11 protein-coding genes are annotated in these 14,448 nt (G+C 53.5%); 4 read left to right on the plus strand and 7 right to left on the minus strand.

The annotated features are described in order from the left end of the window. Positions 1 to 62 precede the first annotated feature (62 nt). Positions 63 to 2,900 carry a magnesium-translocating P-type ATPase gene (gene mgtA / locus GEV47_RS08735; RefSeq protein ID WP_153234384.1) on the plus strand — a complete coding sequence of 946 codons (2,838 nt, stop codon included), beginning with the start codon at positions 63 to 65 and terminating at the stop codon, positions 2,898 to 2,900. A gap of 175 nt (positions 2,901 to 3,075) precedes the next feature. Here mgtA and GEV47_RS08740 read toward each other — a convergent pair whose 3' ends face one another. Next, positions 3,076 to 4,650, minus strand: a complete 1,575-nt coding sequence (locus tag GEV47_RS08740) for an aldehyde dehydrogenase (NADP(+)) (protein WP_153234385.1) — start codon at positions 4,648 to 4,650, stop codon at positions 3,076 to 3,078. A gap of 32 nt (positions 4,651 to 4,682) precedes the next feature. After that, positions 4,683 to 5,357 carry a GntR family transcriptional regulator gene (locus GEV47_RS08745; protein ID WP_153234386.1) on the minus strand — a complete coding sequence of 225 codons (675 nt, stop codon included), beginning with the start codon at positions 5,355 to 5,357 and terminating at the stop codon, positions 4,683 to 4,685. A gap of 357 nt (positions 5,358 to 5,714) precedes the next feature. Between GEV47_RS08745 and GEV47_RS08750 the strand changes: the two genes are divergently transcribed. The 3 genes from GEV47_RS08750 (at position 5,715) to GEV47_RS08760 (ending at position 9,067) form a co-directional block, all read left to right on the plus strand. Then, on the plus strand, positions 5,715 to 6,632 hold the full coding sequence (locus GEV47_RS08750) for a dihydrodipicolinate synthase family protein (protein WP_153234387.1): 918 nt from the start codon (positions 5,715 to 5,717) through the stop codon (positions 6,630 to 6,632). Positions 6,633 to 6,897: 265 nt separating this feature from the next. After that, positions 6,898 to 8,022 (plus strand): branched-chain amino acid ABC transporter substrate-binding protein, encoded by a 1,125-nt coding sequence (locus GEV47_RS08755; protein WP_153234388.1) that lies wholly within the window; start codon positions 6,898 to 6,900, stop codon positions 8,020 to 8,022. Between the two features lie 280 nt (positions 8,023 to 8,302). Next, complete coding sequence (locus tag GEV47_RS08760) at positions 8,303 to 9,067, plus strand: AraC family transcriptional regulator (protein WP_153234389.1); 765 nt, start codon at positions 8,303 to 8,305, stop codon at positions 9,065 to 9,067. A gap of 366 nt (positions 9,068 to 9,433) precedes the next feature. Here the strand turns inward: GEV47_RS08760 and GEV47_RS08765 are convergent, their stop codons facing one another. The 5 genes from GEV47_RS08765 to GEV47_RS08785 form a co-directional block, all read right to left on the minus strand. Then, positions 9,434 to 10,720 carry an NAD(P)/FAD-dependent oxidoreductase gene (locus tag GEV47_RS08765; RefSeq protein WP_153234730.1) on the minus strand — a complete coding sequence of 429 codons (1,287 nt, stop codon included), beginning with the start codon at positions 10,718 to 10,720 and terminating at the stop codon, positions 9,434 to 9,436. Further along, complete coding sequence (locus tag GEV47_RS08770) at positions 10,720 to 10,992, minus strand: 2Fe-2S iron-sulfur cluster-binding protein (protein WP_153234390.1); 273 nt, start codon at positions 10,990 to 10,992, stop codon at positions 10,720 to 10,722. The genes GEV47_RS08765 and GEV47_RS08770 overlap by 1 nt, the downstream gene beginning before the upstream one ends. A 1-nt stretch (position 10,993) precedes the next feature. Continuing rightward, on the minus strand, positions 10,994 to 12,106 hold the full coding sequence (locus tag GEV47_RS08775; RefSeq protein WP_153234391.1) for an NAD(P)/FAD-dependent oxidoreductase: 1,113 nt from the start codon (positions 12,104 to 12,106) through the stop codon (positions 10,994 to 10,996). After that, on the minus strand, positions 12,103 to 13,038 hold the full coding sequence (locus GEV47_RS08780) for a 4-hydroxyproline epimerase (protein ID WP_153234392.1): 936 nt from the start codon (positions 13,036 to 13,038) through the stop codon (positions 12,103 to 12,105). The genes GEV47_RS08775 and GEV47_RS08780 overlap by 4 nt, the downstream gene beginning before the upstream one ends. 140 nt (positions 13,039 to 13,178) lie before the next feature. Continuing rightward, the gene (locus GEV47_RS08785) at positions 13,179 to 14,420 is read right to left on the minus strand and encodes a hypothetical protein (protein WP_153234393.1); all 1,242 of its coding nucleotides are present in this window, start codon (positions 14,418 to 14,420) and stop codon (positions 13,179 to 13,181) included. Positions 14,421 to 14,448: the final 28 nt, after the last annotated feature.

Consider the following 14,448-nt stretch of genomic DNA (forward strand, 5'->3'; position numbering starts at 1 on the left):
TACTTATCCAGTTTTTCGAAATCGGCCGGCTAGCCTGGTCATCGATGTAAGAGATTCACCAGATGAACATTTCAATACTTCAGGAAGCTTTCAGCGCATTCATCCGCACTCATGGCCTGGAACGCCACTTCCAGCGCCTGGCCGTGTTCGACATCGGCAAACGTAGTGAAGCAGACAATGCCTTGGCTTCGACGTTAACAAAAAAGCTGATTTCCGCATCGAATACGCCGGCCGAGGCGCTGCTGTATTCGCTTGGCACGCATGCTGACGGCCTGACAGAATTGCAGGTTGCCAGCATACGCGAAGAGGCAGGATTCAATGAGGTTGGACAAGCGAAAATTTTGCGTTGGTGGATGCACCTGTGGCATTGCTATAAGAACCCTTTCAGTTTGCTGCTCACGGTGCTGGCAACGATCTCCTACTTCACCGATGATGCCAAAGGTGCCATCGTCATCGGTTCCATGGTGGCGCTTGGGACGCTGATCAGGTTCATGCAGGAATCACGCTCCAACAAGGCTGCGGAAAAACTGAAAGCGATGGTCAGCAACACCGCCACGGTTCTGCGCCGCAGCGTCACAGAAGACGTATTGGGGACAACCCGCGAGTATTTCAGTCTTCCTGAGCAACGCCATCAGTTGCACAAGATTGAGATTCCGATCAACCTGTTGGTCCCCGGCGACATCATCGCGCTGTCAGCAGGTGACATGATCCCGGCTGACGTGCGCCTTTTGACCGCCAAACATTTATTTGTCAGTCAGGCCGCGATGACCGGCGAATCCCTCCCGGTCGAGAAATTTACGCAACAAACGGTCGAAGACATATCCAACCCGTTGGATCGCGACAACCTGTGCTTCATGGGTACTAACGTAATCAGCGGTGCTGCCACAGCCGTCATCGTCAGTACCGGCAAGAACACTTATTTCGGCATGCTGGCTGACCGCGTCTTGAAGACTGACCGCTCGCCTACCGCTTTCCAGCGCGGTGTCAATGAAGTCAGCTGGCTCTTGATACGCTTCATGTTGGTGATGGTACCGATGGTACTGATGATCAACGGCTTCACCAAGCACGACTGGTGGAGCGCGTCATTGTTTGCGTTGTCGATTGCAGTCGGATTGACGCCGGAAATGCTGCTGATGATAGTCACGGCGACGCTGGCGAAGGGCGCCATCTACTTGTCCCGCAAAAAGGTCATCGTCAAACGACTCGATGCAATCCAGAATTTCGGTGCCATGAACGTGCTGTGTACCGACAAGACCGGCACTCTCACGCAAGACAAAATTTTCCTGGAGCGGCATACGGATATATTTGGTGTCGCTTCGGACAACGTATTGGATTATGCCTACCTCAACAGTTATCACCAGACCGGACTAAAGAATCTGCTGGATGTCGCGGTGCTGGAACATGTTGAATTGCAAAGCAAACTGAACGTCGCCAGCTGCTTTCGGAAAATCGATGAAATCCCATTTGATTTTCAGCGACGCCGGATGTCGGTCATCGTCTCTGAGCGTGACGATCGCCATCTCCTGATTTGCAAGGGTGCGGTCGATGAAATCCTGTCGGTATGCAGCAACGTCCATATGCACGGCACAACCTCCGCATTGACATCTGAATTACTCGAGCGTATCCGCAAGGTCACGGGCGCCCTCAATGAAGAAGGATTGCGCGTGGTTGCGGTGGCGGCACGCGAATGCAGGCCGAACACGGAAAGTTACGACGTCAAAGACGAAGCGGAACTGACACTGTTCGGCTATATCGCCTTCCTGGACCCTCCGAAGGAATCCACGGCGCCAGCCATCGATGCGTTGCAAAGACATGGCGTCAAGGTCAAAGTCTTAACGGGCGATAACGATAAAGTGACAGCCAAAGTTTGCCGTGAGGTGGGCCTGGCCTTTGACGCCATATTACTCGGTGCGCAAGTTGAAGCCATGTCCGACGCCGAACTGGCCGTGGCTGTGGAAAACTATGACATCTTTGCCAAACTCACACCTTTGCACAAGGAGAGAATTGTCAGAGCGCTGCGGCAAGGCGATCACATTGTCGGCTTCCTTGGCGACGGTATCAACGATGCTCCGGCATTGCGTGCGGCCGATATTGGCATTTCGGTGGACTCGGCAGTCGATATCGCCAAAGAGGCTGCAGATATCATTTTGCTGGAGAAAAGCTTGCTGGTGCTTGAACAGGGTGTGATGGAAGGACGCAAAACATTCGCCAATATGTTGAAGTACACAAAAATGTCCGCCAGCTCCAACTTTGGCAACGTTTTTTCGGTGTTGCTGGCCAGTGTCTTCCTGCCATTTCTGCCGATGCTGCCGCTGCAGCTCCTGGTGCAGAATCTGCTGTACGATTTTTCACAAGTAGCGATCCCGCTCGATAACGTAGATCCCGAATCACTGGCAATGCCGCAACGCTGGAACTCTGGAGAAATCGGTCGCTTCATGCTGTTCTTCGGTCCCATGAGCTCCGTATTCGATATCGCAACGTTCGGGCTGATGTGGTACGTCTTCCGCGCCAATAGTCCTGATACGCAAACGCTGTTTCAATCGGGTTGGTTTGTTGAAGGCCTGCTGACACAGACGCTGATTGTTCACATGATCAGAACCCGTAAAATTCCGTTCGTGCAAAGTCGCGCGTCCTGGCCATTGCTTGCCACCACAGCGACGATCATGGCGGTTGGGATTTTCCTGCCGATGGGGCCGTTCGCAGAGTACTTCAATTTGCAAGCCCTGCCGTTGAGTTATTTCGGTTGGCTGGCCGCAATTTTACTAGGCTACATGCTGCTGACACAGGCGATGAAGAGTTTTTACGCGCGCCGCTACGGTTGGGATTCTGCCCCACCAAAAAGAATGTTGAGGCCGCGTAAAATATCAATTGGGTCCGGTGAAGGGGTGATCTCGCAATGAAGCGAATACCTGGGTCAATTTTCGGGACGCGGAAAAACAACTAAAAAGAAAAGGCATGGCCGCGCTACCGGCCTGCCGCTCGATTTTGCATGTCGATCCAGCTTGCTTCGCACCATGCGCCCATCAGTCGGCAAGGCCTGCCGTAGCGATGAACGCGTATAAGGCGACGCAAATACTACTTCACCAGTTGACCGTCACGGCGCTGCCAAATATGCAGTGGATTAGCGTCTTGTACTGCCGCAGGCAACAAATCCTGTGGCAGATTTTGATATGACACCGGGCGGAGGAAGCGATAAATCGCGGCGCTGCCGACCGATGTACTGCGGCAGTCCGAGGTCGCCGGGAACGGTCCACCGTGTACCATCGCATGGGAAACTTCAACGCCGGTCGGGAAACCGTTTGCCAGAATCCGGCCAACCTTGCGCTCCAGCAGCGGCAACAGGCGGCGCACTAATGGTTTATCACCGTCATCCATTTGCAAGGTTGCGGTCAACTGCCCTTCCAGATGTTCAGTCACCTGCAACAACTCCGCTTCGTCGTCGCATGCAATCATCAACGATACCGGGCCAAATACTTCTGCGCTCAAGTTCGAATTGTTCAGAAAGGCCTTTGCGCTAGTGGTGAACAAAGTAGGCGTTGCCTGACAACCATCGGCAGCCGCACCATGCCCTAACAGTTTGACATCGGCTTGCTCGGCTAACGTGGCGACACCGCGTTGATACGCCGCATGGATACCGGCAGTCAGCATGGTAGCCGCGCTGCGCTGCGTGAATTCGTTTCCTGCCAGCTGTCCAAAACGCTCAAAATCAGCACCGGCCAGACCCAAAACGAGTCCCGGATTGGTGCAGAACTGACCGGCTCCCATGGCAGCTGAATCGACAAAATTCTTGGCGATACTGTCGGCACGTGCCGCTAGTGCTGCTGGTAACAAATAAACCGGATTGATGCTGCTCATTTCTGCATATACCGGTATCGGCTGTGGCCGGGCCGCAGCCACTTTCACCAGCGCCAAACCTCCCTGACGCGAGCCGGTGAAACCAACTGCCTGAATCTGTGCGTTTTGCACCAGCATCGTTCCGAGCGCATTGCCAATACCGGTCAACAGCGAAAACACACCTTCCGGCAATTTACTGGCTATCACCGCCTGCTGAATCGCACGCCCGACCAACTCCGAAGTTCCGGGATGAGCCGGATGCGCCTTGACTACCACCGGACAACCGGCTGCCAGTGCTGATGCGGTATCGCCGCCGGCAACTGAAAATGCCAAAGGAAAATTACTGGCGCCAAACACCGCTACCGGACCAATCGCAATATTTCGCAGGCGCAAATCAACGCGTGGCAGCGGTTGGCGCTCAGGCATCGCCGGATCAATGCGAGCATCATTCCACGAACCTTCGCGCAACACCGTTGCAAACAGATTTAACTGAGTTATGGTGCGACCCCGCTCACCTTCCAGGCGTGCACGCGGCAAACCGCTTTCAGCCATGGCGCGAACGATCAGTTCATCGCCAATGGCGAGAATGTTTTGGCCTATCTTTTCCAAAAATTGCGCGCGCACTTCCGGGCTGGTTTCCCGATAGGTATCGAATGCGGCTTGCGCCAGATCACAGGCCCGATCAACTTCGCCCTGACCCGCACTGTAGAAATTCGGTTCGATCTCCTTCCCTAAGGTCGGGTCGAAGGCAAGAAATGCCGCGCCGTTGTTATTGCTGCAACTGCTGCCGATCAGCGATTGTCCTGTAATAGTCATCTTGTTCTCTTATTCTCTTCGTTGGCATTCGTTTAATTATCAATAACTTTGCGCGCAAACAATTCCAGATAGTCGATCAGCGCGTTGGTTCCCTTTGCTGCATTCTGTGGATCGCCGTCTGCGACCGAAGAGGCCATCTGCAGATGGCATTTGGCGCCTTCGACGATATCTCCCTCGTGCTGGAAGGCATACCAGAAGCGTCGGCACTTGATGATCAGCGGAATCACAGCCGTCACAGCCGAGGGGTTGCGACAGGCCGCGTGAATCACATGATCGAGCTCTTGATCCGCTTGCATATAAGCACTCAGATCACCCTTTTTAGCTGCCGCCACCATTCGTTTGGCGCAAGCCACTAAATCTTTGCGTTGCTGCGGCGTAGCCAGGCGTGCGGCGCTTTGGGCGATCAGTTGATCGAGTACACGGCGCGTTTCGATCAGCGTCAGATGTTCGGCTGCTTCAATGTCACTGACGATCAGACCGCGCCTCGGCATCTGTTTGATCAAGCCATTCGCGGTCATCCGCAGCAACGCTTCACGCAGAGGAGTACGCCCGTGCCCGGTCATTTCTATCAGCTCGGCTTCAACCACAGGTGCGCCAGGCTGTATCTGTAGTGTCACGATCAGGTTTTCCAACGTGTCGTACGCAATATCGGCTGCACGCAATTTGGGAGCGGGCAGGATGCGGCGACTTGTTTCAATTTTGCTCATTACGTTTTACTACCTTTATTTTGATTGCATTACTTGCTGCCTTGGCTAATGCAAGTAGTCCGGTGACATTATCATCAATATCATTAGATTCACGCCAATGACTTTTTCGCGTCCAGCGATATCATTTATGCCGATTCTATCAAGATTCATGCGCAATTCTGCACAGTATTGGCGGCGTTCATAAATTGCATGGCCGCCGACTTTTTCGTACGCTTGATTTCCAGTTTGCACCGCTCCGATTGCGCCATTTAAATATATTGCAAATATATTTGCAAGGTATTATTCTCACTACTCAGCATTATTTTTTTCGACACTGGTGTGTGACATCCGTGTGTTTTTTTCTCAAAGGAGCTGTAAATGTCGTTACCAAAATGGGAAGGCGTATTCCCCGCAGTCACCACAAAATTCAAGGCAAATGAAGAACTCGATCACGCTGAAATGGAACGGCACTACGCCTTCCAGATCGATAGCGGCGTACATGGTCTGGTCACATGCGGCTCGCTGGGAGAAGCCAGTACCTTATCGTTGAATGAAAAACTGGAAGTGACCAAGATTGCGCTGTCTGTTGCTAACGGTCGCGTGCCGGTGCTGGCCAATGTGTCTGAATTGCGTACCAAAGACGCCGTGCATTTCGCTGAGCAAGCTGCCAAGATGGGCTGTCAGGGATTGATGGTTATGCCGTCAGTGCTGTATGTGGCCGATGCCCGCGAAGCCAAGGATAATTTGCGTACTATCGCCAACGCCGCACAGCTGCCGGTGATGGTCTACAACAATCCGGTTGCTTACAAAGTCGATCTGACTCCACAAGATTTTATCGATCTGGCCGATTGCAAATGGATGGTGGCGATCAAGGAATCAACCGATAACATTCGTCGCATTACCGATCTGCGCAATGCCTTGGGCGACCGTTATCAATTGTTCATGGGCGTCGATGATCTGGCTTTTGAATCACTGGCCATTGGTGCTGACGGCCTGTTGGCGGGCGTTGTTGTCGCCTTCCCGAAAGAAACCGTGGCACTGTACAACCTGATGAAGGCAAAGCGTTACGATGAAGCGCTCAAACTGTATCAATGGATGACGCCGCTGTTGCATCTGGACGTCTCAACCAAGCTGGTGCAAAACCTGAAATTGATTGAAGCGATGGCGGGTGTTGGAAATGAATACGTACGTCTGCCACGCCAACCATTGGCCGGCGCAGAGCGTGAGCGTGTTATGGCGATCATTCAGAAGGCGATCGACACACGCCCTGATCTGAGCAAATTCAATATCGCTTAATAAAGTAAAGTAGTGAATCGAGCAGCAAATAAAGCAGTAAATCAAGCCGTTAAGCGCTACGCCGTTAGTAAGTTCACTAACGGCGTAGCGTCATCAAAGTAGTCAATCTGGAAATTACGCCCGGCAGGGCAAGGACGTATAAGTAAGGCCGCATAAGTATTTAGGCAAGGCGGAGGCAACAACGTATAAATACTTATGCGGCCTTACTTACGATTTTTATCAAATTAGTCCCTTATTAATTAATAATAATTCAGGAGAAACGAAGATGAACTTTACGAACAAAGCAATTTTTCTGGCCTGCAGCTTGCTAATCAGCGGCGTATCGACGGCGCAGGAAGTAGTCAAGATCGGCCTCACCAGTCCGCTGACCGGCTCGCAGGCACCGGCAGGAAAAGACAATGAAAGCGGTGCCCAAATGGCGGTCGAACAGCTCAACAAGAGCAAGTTCACCATAGCCGGCAAACCGGTAACGTTTCAGTTGCAATCAGAAGACGATCAGGGCGATCCGAAAGCAGGCGTTACGGTTGCTCAAAAATTAGTGGATAGCAAAGTCAAAGCAGTCCTCGGTCCATATAATTCCGGCGTAGCGATTCCAGCGTCCAAAGTCTACAACGATGCCGGCATCGTCATGGCCACTGTCGGCACCAATCCAACTATTACCGAACAAGGCTACCAATATGTGTTTCGGTTAGATCCTAACGATAACCAGTTGGGTGGCAATATGGCTGTATTTGCGGCCAAACAATTGAAATTAAAACGAATTGCAGTCATCGATGACCGCACTGCCTACGGCCAGGGCGTCGCCGACGCCTTCCTGAAAGCGGCCAAGGCCAACAAGATCGAGATTGTCGATCGTGAATACACCAATGATAAAGCCAGCGAATTCAGTGCCATCTTGACATCGATCAAAGGTAAGCAGGTCGATGGCATTTTCTACGGCGGGTACTTCACCCAAGCCGCGGCGATGAAGCGTCAGATGAAAGCATTGGGTATCGACGTGTATCTGCTGGGCGGCGACGCCATCTGCAATTCGGAAACCGGAAAACTCGGTGGTGAAGTGGTCAACGACAAACTTTACTGCGTACAAGGTGGGACCGTATTAGGTACCAAGGCTACCGAAAAAGCTTTCCTGAGTAATTACCAGAAAACTTATGGCAAAGCGCCTCTCACCTACGCACCGTATTTCTACGATGGCATGATGATGGTCGCCGAAGCGATGAAGAAAGCCAACTCCACCGATCCAGCCAAATATAGTCCAGTGCTGGCGACGATGAAGTATTCGGGCGTGGTCGGTGACTACGAGTTCGATGGCACGCACAATCAGAAGAACGCACCGGTCACTATCTATCAGTTCAAGGGTGGCGAACCGATTCCGGCTCCGCTCAACTAACTTGCTCAACTAACTTGCTAAATTAAGTTGCTTGGTTAGATTGTTCTGTGGCTGCTAACGTTGAATACTGGTGAGTACGGCAGCGTAGTCAGTTTAATAAAAATTATATCAATCCAATCTGCGTCGTCCCCGCGAACGCGGGGATCCATCTTACGTTTGACATGGATTCCCACGTTCGCGGGAATGACGGATTTTTAAAATTGATTACATTGGATCACTCAGCAGCCATATTATTTTTCTGTGTGTATGATAAGAGAGCGCCAACTGCCCCACTATCATAATGAAACAATTAGCTGCACCTACAACTGTTCTGGCCGAGCGCCTCCTGCTGGGGGCATCGCTGGATAATGTCTTTTTTGCAGAAATACTGTTTGATGCATTACCGGATGTCGTATTTTTCGTCAAAGATAAACAAGCCCGGTATTTGCTTGCCAATCGCACCCTGGTAACTCGTTGCGGGCTCGTCGATAAAGCCGCGTTACTGGGGCGTACCGTCAGCGATATTTTCCCACCCAGCTTCGGCACCAACTACCTGGAACAGGACTTACGGGTATTAAATACCGGCATCGACATTCACGATCAGCTGGAATTGCACCTTTACCCTAACCGTGCACCGGGATGGTGTGTAACACATAAAATAGTGCTCCGAGATCGCGATGGCGGCATCGCCGGCATGGCAGGTATTTCGCGGGATCTGGCGATGCCGGATAAAAATCATCCTGTCTATAAACGCGTTGCCGCCGCTGCGCGTTTTATCCATGATCATTACGATCAGCAATTGCAAATCAGCGACCTCGCACAAATCGCCGATTTATCAGTGTCGCAACTAGAACGCTATTTTCACAAGATTTTTTTCCTGAATCCACGCCAGATGATCATCAAGACCCGACTGGATGCCGCCTCGGTGAAACTCGCCGGCGATGACAACATCACCGAAATTGCCGTCGCGTGCGGCTATCACGACCACAGCGCTTTCACGCGGCAGTTTAAGGCGACGGTCGGGATGACACCGCGTGCATATCGGTTGTTGTTACGATCCAGATAAATCCGATTTACGCAAAGCAACGTTGAGCACTTCCACAAAAAAATTTAGCGTCGCCAAGGCTGCTGCTTTTGACGTTGACGTTGACTTTGACTTTGAATTTCGCATTGGACGTTGCCAAATGTGACGACTGTCATTCGGAAAAAGAGGGAAGACATGTCTGAGCGCAGCGAGTTGGTCTTTCCTCCCGAATGACAGTTGACACATTTGGGGACCCGCCAACGGCGGGCAACGGCTCTGCGATCGCCTTCTTTTTGGTTACTTTTTCTTGGCGAAGCAAGAAAAAGTGACTAGCTGTCGGGCTACCCCCGACATTGCCAGCACCACGGAGTACCGACCTAATCAAGATAACCTATCGGAACAGCATTATCAGTCCGCCAGATCGCAAACTCGCGCAGCACCCTCATCACGCAAGGAAATCAAGCTACCAATCCGCGCAGGCGAAACCGGCAACCGCACCGAATCCGGCTTCCAACCAAACAGAAAATCCGTAGCGCCACCACAGACCTTCCCTTGACATGGCCCCATCCCACAACGCGTATGCAACTTCGCACTACGCCAACTGGCATGCGACTGCAAGCTGCTATAAGCGACATCTTCGCAACGACAAACCAGCGTATCAGCGTCGCACAAATTACGCAGTTCCGGCCGCAATGCGAAGGTCTTGCTCAAACGTCTGGCGAAACCCTGCTGGCTACGCCGTTGCGCCAGCCAGTGGCCGTCGGTAACACCGAGCCCACCGGCATGAGCACCGGCGATGTAGCCCTCTGCCAGCGCCAGATCAACGCCGCCAACACCACTGCCCTCACCCGCACAATACACATTTTCGACGCTGGTATGCTGACAGGCATCCACTTGCACTGCACCGTCAACGATGTGACAACCTATTGCTTCTGCCAACTCTGTATTCGGCAACAAGCCGTATCCGCAAGCAAGATAATCACAATCTATCGTTTCGCTCTGACCGCCACGCATTATTTGTACCGCACGTAACTGATAATCTCCCTCCGCTCGCACGACATAACTGTCGGTGTGATAGGCAATGCCTGCCAGTTGTCCACGCAATTGCCAGGCCTGCTTCAATTTCGCTGGTGTGCGCGTGAGTTGCAAGGCAAAGCCAGCCAACTGACGCCAATTGCTTTGCTCCAGTATTTGCAGCACGTGTGCACCACGCTGTTGCAAAGTCGCCGCTACCGCTAACAACAAGGGGCCGGAACCTGCCACGATGATGCGTTTGTCATGGACTGGATAACCACCTTTAACCAGTGCCTGTAAGCCGCCGGCACCAGTCACCCCGGCTAAGGTCCAGCCAGGAAACGGTAACAAGCGTTCTCGCGCGCCGGTTGCCAGTATCAGTTTGCGATAGCCCAGCTTAACCGCCTGCTGCGGTGTTTCCAGCAACAATTGCGCGGGGCCAACCAATCCCACGATACGGCTTTGCATGCACCATTGAACGTTGCTCATCGTTTGCAACTCAGTCCATAATTTCTTAGCTTGAGGATGCGTGCTGCGATTCGGACCGCCGCGCCAGATCTGACCGCCGGCCAGTGGATTGTCGTCAATCAATGCGATGGTGACACCGCTTTGTGCGGCGCTATGCGCAGCGGCCAAACCCGCGGGTCCAGCACCAACGATCACAATATCGACATCGCGCATCATGATGAGACCTGCGCAGTTTCTATCTGCATACCCGCTACGCAGATGGTCTGGCAAGCCAGGCTATACGGATTGCCATCGATGGTGACTCGACATTCCTGACAAATGCCCATGCCGCATAATGGTGCCCGTAACATGCCGCTGACCGAGCGCCGGGTAATTCCCGGTGCGCCTGCGGCGGCTAGCGATAGTGCCGCCGCCACGCTGCATCCATCAACCACGGTCACGCGATGGCCATTGATGTGAACGGTAATAGTGAGGTCATCTGCCATATTAATTTCTCAATTGTTCAAAACGCGCTGGCAAATACGGCGCTATCGGTATCTTCGACTGCTGCCCCACGATCTGTGCACATAGCAGCTGTGCGGTCGCCAGAGAAGTGGTAATACCCAACCCCTCATGACCGGTCGCCAGCCAGACATTCGGCCGCGATGGATGCGGTCCGATCAGCGGTAAACCATCGCTGCTCGCAGCGCGCAAACCCGTCCAGCAACGTAAGGCGTGCAAGTTCGTCAGCGCCGGCACGAAACTGGCAGCATGCGCCAGCATGCGCGCCAATATCGCCGGTTCGACAGTTTTGTCGGTCACATCGAACTGGCGCGAAGAGCCAATCAACAGCTGCCCCGTCGGACGCGGCTGCAGATTGAAAGCAACCGAATCGCCATCGGCTGCGTGTGCACTCTTGATATAGCCGAGTTCGACCAGTTGGTGATTGATCATGCCGGGATAGCGGTCAGTGATGACGATATGACCTTTTTTGTGGCGAATCGGTAATTCCGGTAGCAGCTGTACCGATGCGCTGCCATTCGCCACCAGCACTTTGCTGGCGTGTATTTCACTGCCATCGGCCAGTAACACGCCGTTGTCGTTGATGGCGATAACTTGTCCGCTACACAGCCTGGCGCCACGACTCTGCGCCCGTGCCAGCAGCAGGGCGGCGCTTTTTGGCGGATACACCACGGCGTCGGCGTTAACACGCAATCCACCGCGCAATCCGGGCCGCAGCTGCGGCTCGCATGCATACAATGATGCGGCATCCAGCATCTCGCAAGCAATGCCGTGCTCGCTCAACGTGTGCTGCTTTTCTCGCGCAACAGCCATTTCCTCATCATCGGCAGCGATCCATAGCGTGCCGCAACGACTGTATTCATGGCGTCGGGGATCAGTGGCAACCAGTTGCCGCCATAGCGCCACTGAATAAGATGTCAATGCGAGTTCGGCAGGGTTATCATCCATCACCACCAGATGCCCCATGCCAGCTGCGGTCGCACCGCTCCCGACCGCTTCGCGCTCGACGACCATCACCGCCAAACCTTCGGCCGCCAGCGCATCAGCGCAGGCGGCACCAATAATTCCGGCACCGACTATCAGGACATCGATGGTCAAACGATACCCCACGCGAACGGATCGTTCTGATTGAAAATAAAGCTGCTTTCGGCATTGACGTGGGCGCTGCCGCGAATGATAGGCAATATCTGATCACCGTGGCGTCGATACGAAGCGTCGAATACGCTGCCGATGATACTTTCCTGACGCCAGACTGCACCTTCCGTCAGTTTGCTATCTGCGGCCAGACAGGCAATCTTTGCGCTGGTGCCGGTACCGCAAGGCGAGCGATCGTATGCTTTGCCGGGACACAAAACGAAATTGCGGCTGTGATTGCCATCTTTCAGTGCTGGCGCAAACAGTTCAATGTGGTCAATCGGTGCCTCGTTTGCACCAGTAATGCCAGCCAGTTCCAGACTCTCGCGTACCGCCCACGAAAAATCGGTCAAAGCAGCGATGTTATCTTGCCGCAGATCCTGCGCATGATCGCCGATCAGGAAAAACCAGTTACCGCCCCAGGCGATATCGCCCACCACCTGACCGTAACCGGGCACCTGCAACGTCACGTCCTTGCGCAAGCGATAAGCGGGAATATTATGCACAGTCACGCTGCCATCGTCGTGCAGTTCGGTTTCGACCACACCGACCGGGGTTTCTATCTTGTAGCGCCCGGTACTTATGCGTCCCAAATACGCCAACGACGCAATCAGACCAATAGTGCCGTGCCCGCACATTCCCAGATAGCCGACATTATTGAAGAAGATGACGCCAGCGGCACAAGTCGGATCCTGCGGCGCGCACAGCAACGCGCCGACCAGCACATCGGAACCGCGCGGTTCGCACACCACCGCAGTACGCAAATTATCATGTCGCGTGCGCAATATCTGCAGCCTTTCGGATAAAGGTCCGTTTCCCAGATCGGGGCCGCCGTCGAGCACCAGGCGGGTAGGCTCACCACCGGTGTGTGAATCGAGAATTGAGATTTTTTTCATGTTGACAGAGTAACCTTGCCGACTCACCTTGTCTTGCTATTACGCATCGCAATACATGACGAAATCGGCATAGTTTTATACTGTCCATAACTGTCGCTATCAAGCGTGTTATCGCGCCGTACCGTTGGCAGATGCATGCGTCAGGTAGCTGCCCGCGTTGTTCCGGTGATTTGTAATACGCCGACTTCACCGTGCACTTCGAGTGGCGGGATACCGTCGCCGTGTGCGATAAGGCCACCCGTAATTGTTATTTCGCGCGCCGAACCACCGGGCTTGATGCTCAAGCCGATCGCACTGAGCGTCGTGACCACGCCTTTGACCAGCGAATCACCAGTGCCACCAAAGGTCTCGATCCCGCGAAAGACTTCCAATTTGCCGATCGGCTGGCTGATCTGTACGCCGACGGCACCATCCGCATGCGTCGTAATGCGGTCGAACTCAGCCAGATTGACGGTTCCGGCATAGACATTAAAGCCTCGTGCGCCCTGGCCGAAGGTTTCAATCGGTGCTTTGACTCTCAGTTCGTTCACGATGCCGAAGTTGACGAAACCGATGCCGCTGGGGCCGTAAGACGTGATCTTGTCTTCAGCATCCCAGCAATCCACTTGCCCCCAGTTGTCCAGCACCATGTCGTTGACACCGTACGTCACGACCGGAGCCAGATTGCGGACGGTGTCCACATAGGCACCATGTACAGTAAACACGCCACCGGTGATGACATCCGGCGTCCCCGGTGCAATGCGTCCATCGCTGTACACCGGCCCGGTCTCAAGCAAGTGAACACTTAATCTGCCTTTGCCGAAACCCGGTCCGCTCACGAAAATTCCACTCCCCAGTACCGGTGCAGCCGCATGACCCGCGGACAGGTCAACCAGATTCGCGCTGATGACGACCTGATCGTCAGCCTGCATGTTCCATAATGTGAAGGCGCCCTGTATGACATGTACACCAAACCCGACGGGACGATCGCTTTGCCCGCGGGCATCGGCGGCGATGATATGCAAGCCATCAACTTCTACATGCCCACTACGCACCTTGTCGCGCGCCAGCAGCTGCACCTGTCCCACCGTTTCCACGTCAAACAGGTGAATATGGCCCAGGCTGTCAACGCTGGTGTCGTTGAAAATTGCCCGGTGCTCGACAGACGTTTCAATGCGAAGATGAATCACCTCATTGTCAGTCGATAATTGCAAGCCATCCTGCCCCGCAGCGAATGTCAGCGTGGCTTGCTCGTCATAGCCTTCGATCGCCTGGCCCGGAGCTAAACGTATAGATGAGGAGTTGGCAAGTCGACCTTGTACGATGATTCTATTCACCTCAGTATCTTTGATCGCTGCCATCAACTCGGCTATGGTTGAAACGTTCTTGTATATATCTGTCATGTTTACTCCTGTACCGGCTTAACGACGA

It is taken from the genome of Glaciimonas soli, from assembly GCF_009497155.1.
GTDB classification, from domain to species: Bacteria; Pseudomonadota; Gammaproteobacteria; order Burkholderiales; family Burkholderiaceae_D; genus Glaciimonas; species Glaciimonas soli.